Annotated in this window: 10 protein-coding genes and 1 pseudogene; 5 read left to right on the forward strand and 6 right to left on the reverse strand. The window is 59.4% G+C overall.

Annotated features, from left to right (window positions below; genetic code table 11):
- Positions 1-158: 158 nt before the first annotated feature.
- Together QFX16_RS02180 and QFX16_RS02185 are read left to right on the forward strand one after the other, a co-directional pair.
- A complete protein-coding gene (locus QFX16_RS02180) occupies positions 159-455 on the forward strand; it encodes a type II toxin-antitoxin system HigB family toxin (RefSeq protein ID WP_283182652.1) in 297 nt (98 codons plus the stop codon).
- Positions 452-853 carry a helix-turn-helix domain-containing protein gene (locus tag QFX16_RS02185; RefSeq protein WP_283182653.1) on the forward strand — a complete coding sequence of 134 codons (402 nt, stop codon included), beginning with the start codon at positions 452-454 and terminating at the stop codon, positions 851-853. The genes QFX16_RS02180 and QFX16_RS02185 overlap by 4 nt, the downstream gene beginning before the upstream one ends.
- 6 nt (positions 854-859) lie before the next feature.
- Here QFX16_RS02185 and selO read toward each other — a convergent pair whose 3' ends face one another.
- The 5 genes and pseudogenes from selO to QFX16_RS29640 all read right to left on the reverse strand — a co-directional run.
- Positions 860-2,323 carry a protein adenylyltransferase SelO gene (selO, locus tag QFX16_RS02190; protein WP_283182654.1) on the reverse strand — a complete coding sequence of 488 codons (1,464 nt, stop codon included), beginning with the start codon at positions 2,321-2,323 and terminating at the stop codon, positions 860-862.
- A gap of 48 nt (positions 2,324-2,371) precedes the next feature.
- The gene (gene mscK / locus QFX16_RS02195) at positions 2,372-5,722 is read right to left on the reverse strand and encodes a mechanosensitive channel MscK (protein ID WP_283182655.1); all 3,351 of its coding nucleotides are present in this window, start codon (positions 5,720-5,722) and stop codon (positions 2,372-2,374) included.
- Positions 5,723-5,756: 34 nt separating this feature from the next.
- Positions 5,757-7,499, reverse strand: a complete 1,743-nt coding sequence (locus QFX16_RS02200) for a potassium/proton antiporter (RefSeq protein ID WP_283182656.1) — start codon at positions 7,497-7,499, stop codon at positions 5,757-5,759.
- A gap of 168 nt (positions 7,500-7,667) precedes the next feature.
- On the reverse strand, positions 7,668-8,540 hold the full coding sequence (locus tag QFX16_RS29635; RefSeq protein ID WP_371925560.1) for a methyl-accepting chemotaxis protein: 873 nt from the start codon (positions 8,538-8,540) through the stop codon (positions 7,668-7,670).
- Positions 8,523-9,359, reverse strand: a pseudogene (locus QFX16_RS29640) (MCP four helix bundle domain-containing protein); the annotation flags it as partial. The pseudogene QFX16_RS29640 and the gene QFX16_RS29635, both read right to left, overlap by 18 nt.
- A 209-nt stretch (positions 9,360-9,568) precedes the next feature.
- Here QFX16_RS29640 and QFX16_RS02210 point away from each other — a divergent pair.
- The 3 genes from QFX16_RS02210 (at position 9,569) to QFX16_RS02220 (ending at position 12,136) form a co-directional block, all read left to right on the forward strand.
- Positions 9,569-9,799 (forward strand): hypothetical protein, encoded by a 231-nt coding sequence (locus QFX16_RS02210; RefSeq protein WP_008149645.1) that lies wholly within the window; start codon positions 9,569-9,571, stop codon positions 9,797-9,799.
- Positions 9,796-10,098: a cell division protein ZapA gene (locus QFX16_RS02215; protein WP_283182658.1), complete on the forward strand. Its 303-nt coding sequence runs from the start codon at positions 9,796-9,798 to the stop codon at positions 10,096-10,098. Before QFX16_RS02210 ends, QFX16_RS02215 begins: the two co-directional genes overlap by 4 nt.
- A gap of 100 nt (positions 10,099-10,198) precedes the next feature.
- Positions 10,199-12,136 (forward strand): methyl-accepting chemotaxis protein, encoded by a 1,938-nt coding sequence (locus QFX16_RS02220; RefSeq protein ID WP_283182659.1) that lies wholly within the window; start codon positions 10,199-10,201, stop codon positions 12,134-12,136.
- Between the two features lie 137 nt (positions 12,137-12,273).
- Here the strand turns inward: QFX16_RS02220 and QFX16_RS02225 are convergent, their stop codons facing one another.
- The gene (locus QFX16_RS02225) at positions 12,274-14,076 is read right to left on the reverse strand and encodes an acyl-CoA dehydrogenase (RefSeq protein WP_283182660.1); all 1,803 of its coding nucleotides are present in this window, start codon (positions 14,074-14,076) and stop codon (positions 12,274-12,276) included.
- Positions 14,077-14,278: the final 202 nt, after the last annotated feature.

Raw genomic sequence — 14,278 nt, forward strand, 5'->3', positions numbered from 1 at the left:
GGAGACGTTTGCTCATATTTTCAATCGGGCAGCGTCTGGCGATAAAACTAGGCTGAGTTGTACTGGGCGAGACCGTTGGTCTGCTCAGTATTATCGCAACTTGCGATATTTTTTGTCTGTGATTAACTCCCCATAGCAGAATGCGATAAGGATGTTGCATGCATGTGTTCACCGAAAAACCAATCCATGAAGCCAAGGAAAAGTGGCCGCGGGCAGCCAATGCACTGGAGCAGTGGTATCGACTTGCCAAAGGGAGTAACCCGGGAGATTTCGCGGCGATGAAGTCGATTTTCCCCGCGACTGACAAAGTCGGCGAGTTTCATGTGTTCGACATTGGTGGCAACAAGTTGCGGCTGATCGCTTTTGTCAGGTATCGGTCTCAAAAGCTTTATATAAAGCATGTGCTGGATCACCGCGAATATGACCGCGGTAAATGGAAGGAGCTAAGGGCATGAGTGTTCTGATCAAAAAAGCTGCCGAGCATTGGGAGTTCGTCTCGCCATTGCTTCGAAAACCGAAAAACGAAGACGACTATGACATTTTGGCGCAGGCACTTGATGAATTGCTTGAGATGACCGGGGATGATGAGTCGCACCCGTTGATGAGCTTGGTGGACATCATCGGCGACTGGATTGCAGAGTGGGATCGTGAGCATCACCCCATGCGCGAGGCCTCTGGTGCAGAGGTTCTCGGCTACATGATGCGCGAACACGGATTGAGCCAAAGCGATCTGCCCGGCGTCGGCACCCAATCGGTGGTATCCGAGATCTTGAGCGGCAAGCGTCAGCTCAACCTGCGGCAGATCCGCTGGTTGGCCGAGCGCTTCGGAGTGTCGGTGGAGACCTTTATCTGATCGGGTTCAGGAAGAGCAACTGATCTCCAGATGCTTGCCCCACTCCGGTGGCCGCTCGGCATAGCTCTCCATCCCCGGCTGCTCATCGAACGGATTGCTCAGCACCGCGTGCAGACGACGAACCTCAGAATAGTCGCCACTTTCTGCCGCATCGATGGCTTTCTGCGCCAGGTAGTTGCGCAGGATGTAGAGCGGATTGACGGCGTGCATCCGTTTGCGGCGTTGTTCTTGATCAACCTCGCCTTCACGCGTTACCCGGGCGATGTAGAGCTCACCCCAGGCATCGAAGCCTTTGATGTCGACGAAGTCATCGCGCAAACGGGCGACGGCCAGTTCAGGTGATTCTTCACCCAAGCGGCGGAAGAACAGGCTGTAGTCGACGCCGCTGTTCTGCATCAATTGCAGCAGCTGTTCCAGCAGTTTTTGGTCATCGTCTTCGGCCGTGGTGAAGCCGAGGCGGCGGCGCATCAGGTCCAGGTAATGGGTCTGGTACAGCGGCAAATACAGGCCGAGGGTTTCGCGCAGGGCTTCGACGCTGATGAACGGCGTCAGGGCCTGGGCCAGGGCGCTGAGGTTCCACTGGCCGATCGGCACCTGGTTGCTGAAGGAGTAACGGCCCTGGTCATCGGAGTGGTTGCAGATGAAGTTAGCGTCGAAATCATCGAGGAAGGCGAACGGGCCGTAGTCGAAGGTAATGCCGAGGATCGACATGTTGTCGGTGTTCATCACGCCGTGGCAGAACCCATAGGCCTGCCATTTGGCGATCAGTTCAGCGTTGCGCTCAACGATTTCACGGAACATCGCCAGGTACGGTTCCGGCTGTTCCAGGCATTCCGGGAAATGCATGGTCAGCACGTGCTCGCCGAGCTCTATCTGCTTCTCGGGACGTTTGGTGTAGTAGAAATATTCGAAATGCCCGAAACGCACATGGCTCGGCGCCATGCGCAGGACCATGGCCGCGCGTTCCTGCTTCTCGCGCCACACCGGCGTGTCGGAGCCGATTACGCATAGGGCGCGGGTGGTCGGGATGTTCAGGGCATACAGCGCTTCGGAGGCAAGAAATTCGCGGATCGAGGACCGCAGCACCGCCCGCCCATCACCCATGCGCGAAAAGGGCGTCTGGCCGGCACCCTTGAGGTGCAGGTCCCAATGCTCGCCGGCCTCGTTGTAGATCTCGCCCAGCAACAGGCCGCGACCATCGCCCAACTGTGGGTTGTAGGAACCGAACTGATGACCTGAATAGACCATCGCCCTCGGGATCGCGTCGGCCCAGAGCTTATGGCCGCTGAACAGTTCGGCGAACTCAGGGGTTTCGGCCTCGGCAGGGTCGAGATCGAGCAGCGCCATGGCGGCAGGGCTTACCACCACCAGGCGCGGGTTGTCGATCGGCTCGGGCAGCACGTGGGCGGAAAACGTATCGCCCAAGCGGGCGAAACGATTATCGAAGGTCAGTTCGTCGAGGGCTTTCAACGGCCATCTCCAGCAGAATGTCCGAGCATTCTGCTAGGGATAAGCCGGTTAGTCGAGCGTGGCGGCTGGCGGCTCTTGCAGCGGTTTGCCATCGGGTTTGGACACAATGGTTTTGGCTTCCGGATCGACGGGCACCATTCTGTATTCCTGGCCCTGGATGTTCTTGAGGTAAACCTCCATCTGCCGGAACGAGATGTTGATGTGCTGCTTCTTGAACTCGCGGTTGATGAAGCGGTTGACCTCATCGAGTACCGGGTTACGGTCGCCAAGGTCGCGCACATGCATGCGCAGTTCATGATCGAGGGTGCTTTCGCCGAAGTTCAGGAAGTACACGTGAGGTTCAGGATCCTTCAGCACACGTGGGTTTTCACGGGCAGCCTTGAGCAGCAATTCCTTGACCAGGTCCAGGTCCGAGCCGTAATCGACACCGAGCTTGAGGGTCACTCGGGTGATGGTGTCGGTCAGGGACCAGTTGATCAGTTGTCCTGTAATGAACGTTTTGTTCGGGACGATGATGTCCTTGCGGTCGAAGTCGGTGATGGTCGTGGCGCGGATGCGGATCTTGCTCACCGTGCCGGACAGGTTACCAATGGTGATGGTGTCGCCGATCCGCACCGGACGTTCGAACAGGATCATGATCCCGGAGATGAAGTTGGCGAAGATTTCCTGCATCCCGAAGCCGAGACCTACCGACAGCGCCGCCACCAGCCATTGCAACTTGTCCCAACTCACGCCGAGAGTCGACAGGGTCGAGACGAAACCGATGCCAGCGATCACGTAGGACAGCAAGGTGGTGGTGGCATAGGCACTGCCCTGAGCCAGGTTCAGCTTCGACAGCACCAACACTTCCAGCAGCCCCGGCAAGTTGCGCGCGAGGGCGAAGGTGATGCCGATGATGATCAGCGCGCCGAGCATGTCGCCAATGCTGATCGGCACCATGCTCATGTTGGCGCCGGTGCCGCTGGTGTATTCGTAGAGGGTGACGTTATCCAGGTACGAAAACACCGAGATCAGGTCCGACCAGACCCAGTACAACGCCGCGATGAAACCGCCAAGCAGTGCCAGGCGGATCAGGCGCAGGGACTGTTCGTTGACCTTCTCGATGTCCAGGGTTGGCTCTTCGATGACCGCTTCGCCGTCGCCGGCCTCTTTCGCGGCCTGGCGTTTGGCCAGGGCGCGCTGGTAGGCCAGACGGCGTGCCGCAACGCTGAGGCCGCGCACGAAGGTGGCCTCGATCACCAGCCAGAACATCAGCAGGTAAAGGGTGTTGATCAATCGGTCACTGAGCTTCAGCGCGGTGTAGTAATAGCCGAAGCACACCGCCACGAACAACGCGACAGGCAGGACGGTGAACATGATCCCCACGGCCTTGCGGAACAGCGAAGCGTTCTGGTGAGTCGGGCTGCTGATCAGCAGGCGGCTGAGCAGCCATGCCATCAACGCGTAGCAGGTCAGCACCACCGGCATGCCGAGTACGTCATCGGCCAGGGTCGCGGGTTGCAGCTCGGCGACTGCCACCACCGCGACCAACGCCATGACCACTAGCCCAAGTCGACGGACCCAGCCCTGCAGGAATTCGACCTGAGGTTTTTCCCAGCGGAAATGCAGTTCGGCCACGCCGCCCGGCGCAAGGATCCGGTAAGCGGTGTAGAACACGAGCCAGGCCTGGGCCATTTGCAGCAGCGCCGCGCCCATGTTCGCGTTCTGTCCGCGGGCGTCGATTTGCAAGGCCAGGCCACACAAGGCCAGGCCCAGGGAGACCGGCATCGCCAGCAGAATGTTGATCAGGATTGCCTGCGGCGTGTGCCACTGGCTGTCGCGTTTGAAGTGGCCGATGTCCTGGTGAACTTTGCTCAGTCGGGCATACAGGCTTTTGCGCCGCCACAGCAGGGCACCGATCAACAGTGCCAGGGGCAGGAACAGCAGCGGCCGTTGGGTCAGGCCGTCACTTAATTCGCTCAGGCTGGAAGCCCACGGCAGCGTGGTGACCTGACGTTCCAGGCGCTCCGGCACGGCACGCATCCACTCCGGGTCCAGCGGTTTGTTGCTGGGAATCCAGAACATCTGCTCATCGAGGGTCGCCCGCAGGCTTTGCGCGGTGCTGAGCAGTTGCTTCTGATTGAGTTGCAACGTGATGGATTCGTTGAGCACCGCGCTGAGTTCGCGGTTCAGCCGCTCCAGCAGGTCGGCGCGGGTCGTGGCCAGTTCCAGCAGGCTCTTGCGCAATTGCGGGGTGACTTGCTCGGGAGGCTGAGTCGACAGCAGGTTGTCGACGTAGGTCGCCGGGTTGCTGAGCAGTTCCCGTTGCTGGCTGACTTCGAATTGATAGAGGCGAATGTCGGCGATCTGGTCGGCCAGGTCGCGGTCGAGCTTGAGGAGTGGCAGGGCCTGTTTCTGTTTGTAGAGAATCTTGGAGAGCAGCAGGCTGCCCTTGAGCACGTTGATTTGCTCGTCCAGCGCCGAGTCGCTCTGGGTCACGTTGTCCAGTTGCTGCTTGGTTTGCATGTTCTGCTGGGTGACTTCGTTGAGGCGGTCAGTACTTTTGAGCAGGTAGTCAGAAAGCTTAAGGTTGGCCGCGCTTTCGGTAGCCAGCAGGCTGCTGCTGCCGGACTTCTGCGCTTCGATGGACTGCTGCGTCACCGTCTCCTGGGACTGGGCCAGGCGCTTCTGGTTGATCAGGTTTTGCAGCTCCTGGATTTCCTGATCCAGACGATCGGATTTTTCCGAGAGCAAGTCATGTTGACTGTTGCCCAAGTCCTGCAGTTGATTGTTGCCAGCCAGTTCCTGGCGACGCAACGGGATCAGGGCATTCAGCGCCGCGAGCTCTGCGTTGAGCAGGTCGCGTTGCTCGGGATTCAAGGTCTTGCCGGCGTCCTTGCCGGCCTTGAGGATGTTGTTGATCTGCTGGATGCGTGTCTGGCTGGTGGAAATTTCGGCCTGTGCGCGCTCGGGGCGGGTCTGGGCAGTAATCACCAGACTGTTGGCGTCAGCCAGGGCTTTCTGCAGATCGCTTTGCTGGGTGGAGCGCTCGGTGAGCATTTGCTCCAGTTGCTGAATAGGCTCTTTGGCATAGCGCTGCGGTACTGGCAGCACTTTGCTGGCTTTGAGCTTGGTCAGTTCTCGCTGGTTCTCAATGTTCTGCTTTGGGGCGTTGGCCAGTTGCTGCTTGAGATCGGCCAGTTTCTGCTCGTAATCACGCTGGTTGTTGAGCTGTGTCAGCGTGCTTTGCAGGATGCTCTGCAGGGCTTTCTGATCGGCTTCCGGCAATTTGCGGTCGGCGATCTTATTCAGGTTTGCCTGCACGGCTTCGCTGGACGGCGGTTCGGCCGCTTGCAATGTACCGACAGAAAGACTCAAGCCCAGCAGGGCGGTGATGAAAAAGGTGCGCAGGGTTGACATAGAGACCGATCGAAAACGAGACGAAGAATGGAGTTTAGAGGAACAAGCCCGGACCGGGGCGACTTCCTTCGGGGAATCTGACGCCCACTTTACCGATCTTGTTCCCTTCCATGACCGCGACGGTCCAAATGGTGTTGTTCCACTCCACCTGGTCACCAACTACGGGTGCACCGCCCACTTTCTGGGCAATGAAATGGCCGAGCGACATGTCCGGATCGATGCCTTCCACTTTCAACCCGTAAAGCGCCGCAACCGCGGCCAGCTGGGCGTCTCCTTCGAGTACGAAGTCGCCGAAGAAGCGCAAATCGAGGCCCCGTTGCGGTGCCTGACTGAAGAGTTTTCCGAGGGCCGGAAGGTTGTGTTCATGGCCGATTACGCACAGCAAATCGCCGACTTCGAGCACCGTACTACCCGACGGATGGAGCAGTTGCTGGCCACGAAACAGTGCTGCAATCCGGGTGCCTTCGGGCATTTTCAGCTCGCGAAGGGGTGAGCCGATGCACCATTTCTCGGCACCGAGGCGATAAACGAACAGCTCCCACTCACTGGTGACGTGGACTTCCAGGGCTGAGCGGGAGATTGGCGCCGGCTCCGGCGGAACGGTCACTTTCAAAAGCTTCGCCACCCACGGCAGGCTCGTGCCCTGAACCAGCAGCGACACCAACACGATAAAGAAGGCGAGGTTGAAATACAGCTGGGCGTTGGGCAGGCCGGCCATCAGCGGGAACACCGCGAGAATGATCGGGACCGCGCCGCGTAACCCAACCCATGAAATGAACGCCTTCTCGCGCCCATGGAACGCCTTGAACGGCAGCAGACCGACCATCACCGACAACGGCCGGGCAAACAGAATCATCCACAGCGCCAGACCCAGAGCGGGCAAGGCAATCGGCAACAAGTCGTGAGGTGTCACCAGCAGCCCCAGTACCAGGAACATGCCGATTTGCGCCAGCCAGGCCATGCCGTCGAGCATGTGTAAAATGCCGTGGCGGCTGCGCACCGGGCGGTTGCCGATGACCAGGCCGCACAGGTACACCGCCAAAAAGCCGCTGCCATGCAAGGCGTTGGTCAGGGCAAACACGACCAGTCCGCCAGCAATGACCAGGATCGGATACAGGCCGGTGGCCAAGTGGATGCGGTTGACCAGCTGCAGCATGACCCAGCCACCGCCCAGGCCGATGACGGCACCGATACCGAACTCACGCATAAAGTGCCCGAGCAGGCTCCAGTGCAGACCGGTCTGGCCGCTGGCGAGCATGTCGATCAGGGTCACGGTGAGGAACACTGCCATCGGGTCGTTGCTGCCGGACTCGATCTCGAGGCTGGCGGTGACCCGTTCGTTCAGGCCTTTGCCGCCGAGCAGCGAGAACACTGCCGCGGCGTCCGTCGATCCGACGATAGCGCCGATCAGCAGGCCCTGGATCAGGTTGAGGTTGAACAGCCACGCGGCTGCCATGCCGGTCAGCCCGGTGGTAATCAACACCCCGACCGTCGCTAGCGACAGCGCCGGCCATAACGCCACGCGGAAGCTGGAAACCCGGGTGCGCAAGCCGCCGTCGAGCAGGATGACTGCCAGGGCGAGGTTGCCGACCAGATAAGCCGTTGGGTAGTTATCAAAAACAATGCCGGCACCGTCGACGCCGGCCGACATGCCCACCGCGAGGATGATCACCAGAATCGGGATACCGAGGCGCGATGAAAGTGAGCTCACCAGAATGCTCGCACCTACCAGCAACGCGCCGATCAAGAACAGGCTGTTGATGGTCGTCGCATTCAAAGGCAGTACTCCAGAAAGCTGAAAGGCGGGCACAAACTGACCATGCAGTCTGCGTGCCAGCGATTCTAACCTGTTGAAATGTGATGCTGTCAAAAAGGTTTGCAGCAGCGGTAGGCACAGGGAGGGTGATCATTCCCACGCGGGAGCGTGGGAACGATCAGTTACGGGTTAGAGGCTAAACCGCCCAACCATATTGTTCAGGTCCAGCGCCAACCGCGACAACTCATTGCTGGCAGCACTCGTCTGATTCGCCCCGGTCGCCGATTGCACCGACAGATCACGGATATTCACCAGATTGCGGTCCACTTCGCGGGCCACCTGCGCCTGCTCTTCGGCAGCGCTGGCGATCACCAGGTTGCGTTCATTGATTTCGACGATGGCACTGTTAATAGTGTCGAGCGACATGCCTGCACCACGGGCGATGTTCAAGGTCGATTCAGCACGCTCGGTGCTGTTGCGCATCGAATCCACCGCGTGTTCGGTACCGCTCTGGATGCTGCCGATCATGCGTTCGATTTCGCTGGTCGATTGCTGGGTGCGATGCGCGAGGGCGCGCACCTCATCCGCTACTACGGCAAAACCACGACCGGCCTCACCGGCACGGGCGGCTTCGATCGCCGCGTTCAATGCCAGCAGGTTGGTCTGGTCAGCCAGACCGCGAATCACGTCCAGCACTTTGCCGATGTCACGGGACTCATTAGCCAGGTCGCCGATCAGGGTCGCGGTGCTCTGCACATCGGCGCTCATGCGTTCGATGGCGCTGACGGTTTCCTGCACCAGGTCACGGCCATCACCGGCGGAGGTGGTGGCATTTTTCGAGGCTTCGGACGTGCTGACGGCATTGCGCGCGACTTCTTCCACGGCGCTGGTCATTTCGTTGACGGCGGTGGCGGCCTGTTCGATTTCGTTGTTTTGCTGGGTCAGGCCACGGGCGCTTTCGTCGGTGACGCTGTTGAGCTCTTCAGCGGCGGACGCCAGTTGCGTGGCGGAACCGGAAATCCGTTGCAGGGTGTCGCGCAGCTTGTCCTGCATCTTCGACATGGCGGCGAGCAGGCGACCGGCTTCATCTTCGCCATCGACCGTGATCGGGCGCGTCAGGTTGCCTTCGGCGATTTCTTCGGCGGCGCTCAGGGCGTTGGCGATCGGTTTGGTGATGCTATTGGTCAGCAGCCAGGCAAACAGCAGGGTCAGACCAGTGGCGATGACCAGTAGGGTCACCACCAGGTTGAAGGCTGACGAGTACTGGTCGGCGGCTTGCTGGTTGGTGTCAACGGTCTGCTGGGTGTTGATTTCCAGCAAACGGTTGAGCACGGAGTTGACGGCTTCAGAGTTAGTCAGCAAATCGGTATTGAGCAGCGTGCGCAGCTCCTCGACCTGATTGTTGCGCGACAGGCTCTTCATGCGGTCTTCGATCTGGCGGTACTGACCCAGCAACTGTACATACTGATCATAGGCTGCACGTTCCTGCGGGCTGGCGATCAGTTTTTCGTAGACCGTCTGAGCCACTCGGATCTGCTGATTACGGGTTTCCAGCAGGTCCAGGGTTTTCTGCTGGACGTCCGGCTCGCGGTTCACCAGCAGGCGATAGGACAGGACGCGCAGGCGCAGGGTCAGTTGAGTGAACTCGTCGAGGCTTTTGATGCTCGGTACGCTGTTCGAGGTGATCTCCTCGGCGGCGCCGCGAATCTTGCTCATCTGGTTCAAGGCGAACACACCCAGGATTAGCAGCATGGCGCCAATCAGGGTGAAGCCGAGGAACGCCCGCGGTGCGATATTCATATTTCGTAAGGACATGGTGTTCACCGAAAAAAGCGCATCCGTGCGGGGCTGAGACTGCTGTATGCATGACTTATCGGTCATACGACTAAAGTCTTGAGGCCCTGCGCGTTTTTGTCGCACAAAGGCTCCGGCGACGAAGTGCAGGAACCAGATCCGCCAATCACAGTCTTTAAAGTCCGCGAGGAAGGTCGCCCGCCAGGAAAATCAAGGCCTTGCGCCCCAATAACCCTGGCATCGGTGGTGACTTTTCTTTATCGTACGCGCCCTTTGAAAATGCTTGGAAAATCATAATGTTGGAAGCATCCCTAAGCCAATTGGAACAGCTGGTCAGCGACCTGGTGCAACAGAACCAGACCCTGCTCGGCACCAACCAAACCCTGAGCGCAGAACTGGCCCAGGCCAAGGATGAAAACGAAAGCCTGCAACTGAGCCTGATGGAACAGGAAGAGAAACAAGGTGCCACCGCTGCACGCATTCAGGCCCTGGTTGAGCGCGTCAGCGCCGGCCCAGTCAGCGCATGAATCACGGCGCCGCAGGGGTAAAAGTCGTCTCGATCCTGGGGGAGGACTATTCGATCAAGGCGCCGGCCGGGGAAGAGCAAACCCTGCTGGACGCCGCGTTAATGCTGAAGGCTGCCCTGGCTGACACCAAAAAGAAGTACCCGACACTGATCGGTGACCGCTTGCTGGTGCTGGCCGCGATGAATCTGTGCTCCCAGCAGATCGAAATGCAGAAACAGCACAAGCAGGAACTCGACCGTTACCAAGAGCAAGTCAGCGCCACGGTTGAAGTGATCGCCAAGACGATCAGTCAGGCCTGATCGGCTTTGCGCACAACCAAAGAATAAATTGTCGTTTGCGTTGTATACAATCGGCACGGCTGTTGCAGTGTTTCAGCCTCTTATTCTTTGGGGGTGCTCCATGCAGTTCTGGCGACGCAGTATTCAATGGCAGTTGATCCTGAGCATGGGCACCGCCCTGCTGGTCAGTATTCTGATCGTGGTTGGCATTTATACCCTCGTGGTCAACCGTCTCGCCGAGCGCTATCTGGTCGAACAAGCGCTACCGTCGAGCATCGAAGCGATGCGCAACGACATCGAGCGAATCCTCGTTCAACCCCTCACCGCCGCGAAGGACATCGCCAGCAATAGCATGGTGCGCGACTGGTTGGCCGGGGGTGAAAACAGTGCTCAGACCGCCACGTTCGTGAAGTATCTGGAAGGCATTCGCGCCGAGCACAAAGCCTTTACCGCGATTATTGTCGGCACCGCGTCCAACCATTACTTCACTGAAAAAGGCCTGGACCGGACCCTCAGTCGCTCCAATCCAAAGGACGCCTGGTTCTATGCTTTCCTCGACAGCAGCCAGCCGCGCACCCTCAATATCGACAATGACACCGCCACCGGCGAATTGGCACTGTTCATTGACTTCAAGGTCGAGCAGGCCGGTAAAGTTGTGGGCGTTGCCGGGCTCGGCCTGAGCATGAAAGAGTTGTCGGAGCTGATTCACAACTTCAACTTCGGTGAGCGCGGCAAGGTCTATCTCGTGCGTTCCGACGGTTTGATCCAGGTTCACCCCGAAGCGCAGTTCAGCGGCAAGCGCACACTCGTTGAACAGATTGGTGCCTCGGCGGCGCAAGCGGTCATGGCTCAAAAAGCCGCCACCCACAGCAGCTTCGATCGCGATGGCGAAGATTTCCTGGCATTGAGCCTGCCGTTGCGGGATCTGGGCTGGACCTTGGTGGCCGAAGTGCCACAGTCGCAGATCTACGCCGAAGCCCGCCGCGCCATGTGGATGAGCAGCGGCATCGGCCTGGCGGTAGCGCTGGTTTGCCTGATGCTGGTGGTGTGGTTGGCCCGTGGATTGGTGCGGCCGATCCGTCAGGTAACAGCAGCACTGGTAGCCATCGGTAGCGGTGGTGGAGATTTGACCCACAGGTTAGATTCCAGTCGTGCCGATGAACTGGGTGACCTGGCTCGCGGCTTCAATCGATTCCTGGAAAGTCAGCGCGACATGATTGGCGAAGTGCTGACCACCAGCGAGCGTTTACGCACGGCAGTCGGCCAGGTGGCGCGGGTGGTGGACAACACGGCCGAACGCTCCGGCCGCCAGCAAGAAATGACCGACATGGTCGCCACCGCCGTCCACGAAATGGGCCTGACCGTGCAGGAAATCGCCCAGAATGCCGGCAACGCTGCGGTGGCTTCGCAAACTGCCCGGGATGAGGCGATGCAGGCGCGGGAAGTGGTGGGCGGGTCGATCCGGCATATTGAAAGCATGTCCGATGAGATTGGCCTCGCTGCCAGTGCGGTGGGCGAGTTGGCCCATCAGGTGGCATCCATCGATCAGGTGCTGGCAGTAATTCGGGGGATTTCCGAGCAGACCAATTTGCTGGCGCTCAACGCGGCCATCGAAGCGGCGCGGGCCGGGGACATGGGGCGTGGGTTTGCGGTCGTCGCGGATGAAGTGCGGACCTTGGCGCGGCGGACGCAGTCGTCGACTGATGAGATTCAGCAGATGATTGGCAGCCTCAAGCAAGGCGCGGAGAACGCGGTGTCGTCGATGCATTCCGGACAAGCGGCGACCGGCACAGGCGTCGAATCGAGCCAGCGGACCGGGGAGTCGTTGACGGCGATTACCGGGCAGGTGGAGCGCATCAGCGACATGAACCATCAGGTGGCGGCGGCGACGGAAGAACAGTCGGCGGTGACGGAAGAGATTAACCGGAACGTGCAGGGGATTTCCGATTTGGCCCGGGCGACGGCGGGGGAAGTCAGAGCTTGCCGTGAGGATTGTCAGACGTTGCAGCGGTTGGCCGATGATTTGGCGCGGCAGATGGGTAGCTTCAAGCTGGGCTGATAAATGTATCGCCTGCACTGACGCCTTCGCGAGCAGGCTCGCTTCCACATTATTTGAACGCGTTGTCTGGTTAAACGCGGACCACTGTGGGAGCGAGCCTGCTCGCGAATGTTTTCAGCCGCGCCAAAGTGTTCGGATTAGAACCACTCATCCTGCATTGTCAGACAAACATCATCCCGAGCCTCAAGAATCGCCAGCTCGTGATGACAACCCGGCACTTCCCACGTCAGAAAATACCGCGCCGCCTGCAGCTTGCCTTTATAGAAGCTCACATCCGCCGCATTCCCTTTGGCCAGCCCTTCTTCAGCGCGAATCGCCTGCTCCAACCAGCGCCAGCCAATCACCGTGTGCCCGAACACTTTCAGGTACAGTGCCGAGTTCGCCAGGCTGCTATTAACCTTGCCTTGCCCCAGATCCGTCAGCAGGCCAATGGTCACCGTTTGCAGGCGTGCCACCAGTTTCTCCAGCGGTTCACGCAGCGCGGTCAACGACTCATGCGCCTGCGCTCGCTCAGCAGTGTGGGCGATCAGTCGAATCAGTTGCTTGAGCCCCGCGCCACCGTTCTGCGCCAGTTTGCGGCCCAACAGGTCCAGCGACTGAATACCGTGCGTGCCTTCATGAATCGGGTTCAAACGGTTGTCGCGGTAGTACTGCTCAACCGGATATTCGCGGGTGTAACCGTGGCCGCCGAGAATCTGGATCGCCAGTTCGTTGGCCTTCAGGCAAAACTCCGACGGCCAGGATTTGACGATCGGCGTGAGCAAATCCAGCAGTTCATGGGCCTGTTTGCGCTCGACTTCAGTCTCAAGGGTCGTGGTGTCGTCAAACAGCCGCGCCGCGTACAGCCCGAGGTCGAACGAGCCTTCGACGTAGGCTTTTTGGGTCAGCAACATGCGTTTGACGTCGGCGTGCTGAATGATCGCCACTGGCGCGGTATTCGGGTCCTTGCTGTCCGGCACGCGACCTTGCGGACGCTCGCGGGCGTACTCCAGGGAGTACAAATACCCGGCGTAACCGAGCATCACCGCGCCCATGCCGACGCCGATCCGCGCCTCGTTCATCATCTGGAACATGTAGCTCAAGCCGTGATGAGGCTTGCCCACGAGGTAGCCGACACACTCGCCGTTGTCGCCGAAGTTCAGCGCGGTGGAGGTGGTGCCACGCCAGCCCATCTTGTGGAACAAGCCGGCCAGCAGCACGTCGTTACGTTTGCCGAGGCTGCCGTCTTCGTTGACCAGGAACTTGGGCACGATAAACAGCGAAATACCCTTCACCCCGGCCGGTGCGTCCGGCAATTTCGCCAGCACCATGTGCACGATGTTTTCCGACAACGGGTGATCGCCGCCGGAGATGAAAATCTTATTGCCCTTTAGGCGATAGGTGCCGTCAGACGCAGGCTCTGCGCGGGTACGAATATCCGATAGCGACGAGCCAGCATGCGGTTCGGTCAGCGCCATGGTGCCGAAGAAGCGTCCGTCGATCATCGGTTGCAGGAAGCGTTGTTTCTGCTCCTCGGTGCCGAAGCTTTCGATCAGGTTCGCCGCGCCCATGGTCAGGAACGGATAAGAGGTCGACGCCGCGTTGGCTGATTGAAAGTGCGCGAAGCAGGCCTGGGACAACAGCGTAGGAAGTTGCATCCCGCCCGCGTCGAAACTGCGTGCGGCGTTGAGGAAACCGGCTTCGAGGAAGGCGTCCACCGCCGGTTTCACCTCCGGAATCAGAATCGCCTGACCGTCCTCATAGCGCGGTTCGTTCTCGTCGCCCTTGCGATTGTGTGGGGCGAAGAACTTCTCGGCGATGGTGCGGGCGGTGCCGATGGCCGCGTCGAAGGTCTCGCGGTTGTGCTCGGCGAAACGCTCACGCTGGGTCAGGCCTTCGGCATCGAGGACTTCATACAGCTCGAAAGCCAGATTGCGGGAACTGAGCAACGTCTCGGACATGGCGGCCTACCTTTTTTTGGAATGGACCGAGTCTAGGCGTGGGAAGGGCGGGGTGAACAGGATGATTGATGAGCGTGATGGTAGATCAGAGCAGCGACTTACCAGACACCCCAAAACAATTGTGGGAGCGAGCCTGCTCGCGATAGCGGTGTGTCATCCAATACAGGTGTCGGATGACATGCCGCTATCGCGAGCAGGCTCG

The organism is Pseudomonas svalbardensis (assembly GCF_030053115.1).
GTDB classification, from domain to species: Bacteria; Pseudomonadota; Gammaproteobacteria; order Pseudomonadales; family Pseudomonadaceae; genus Aquipseudomonas; species Aquipseudomonas svalbardensis.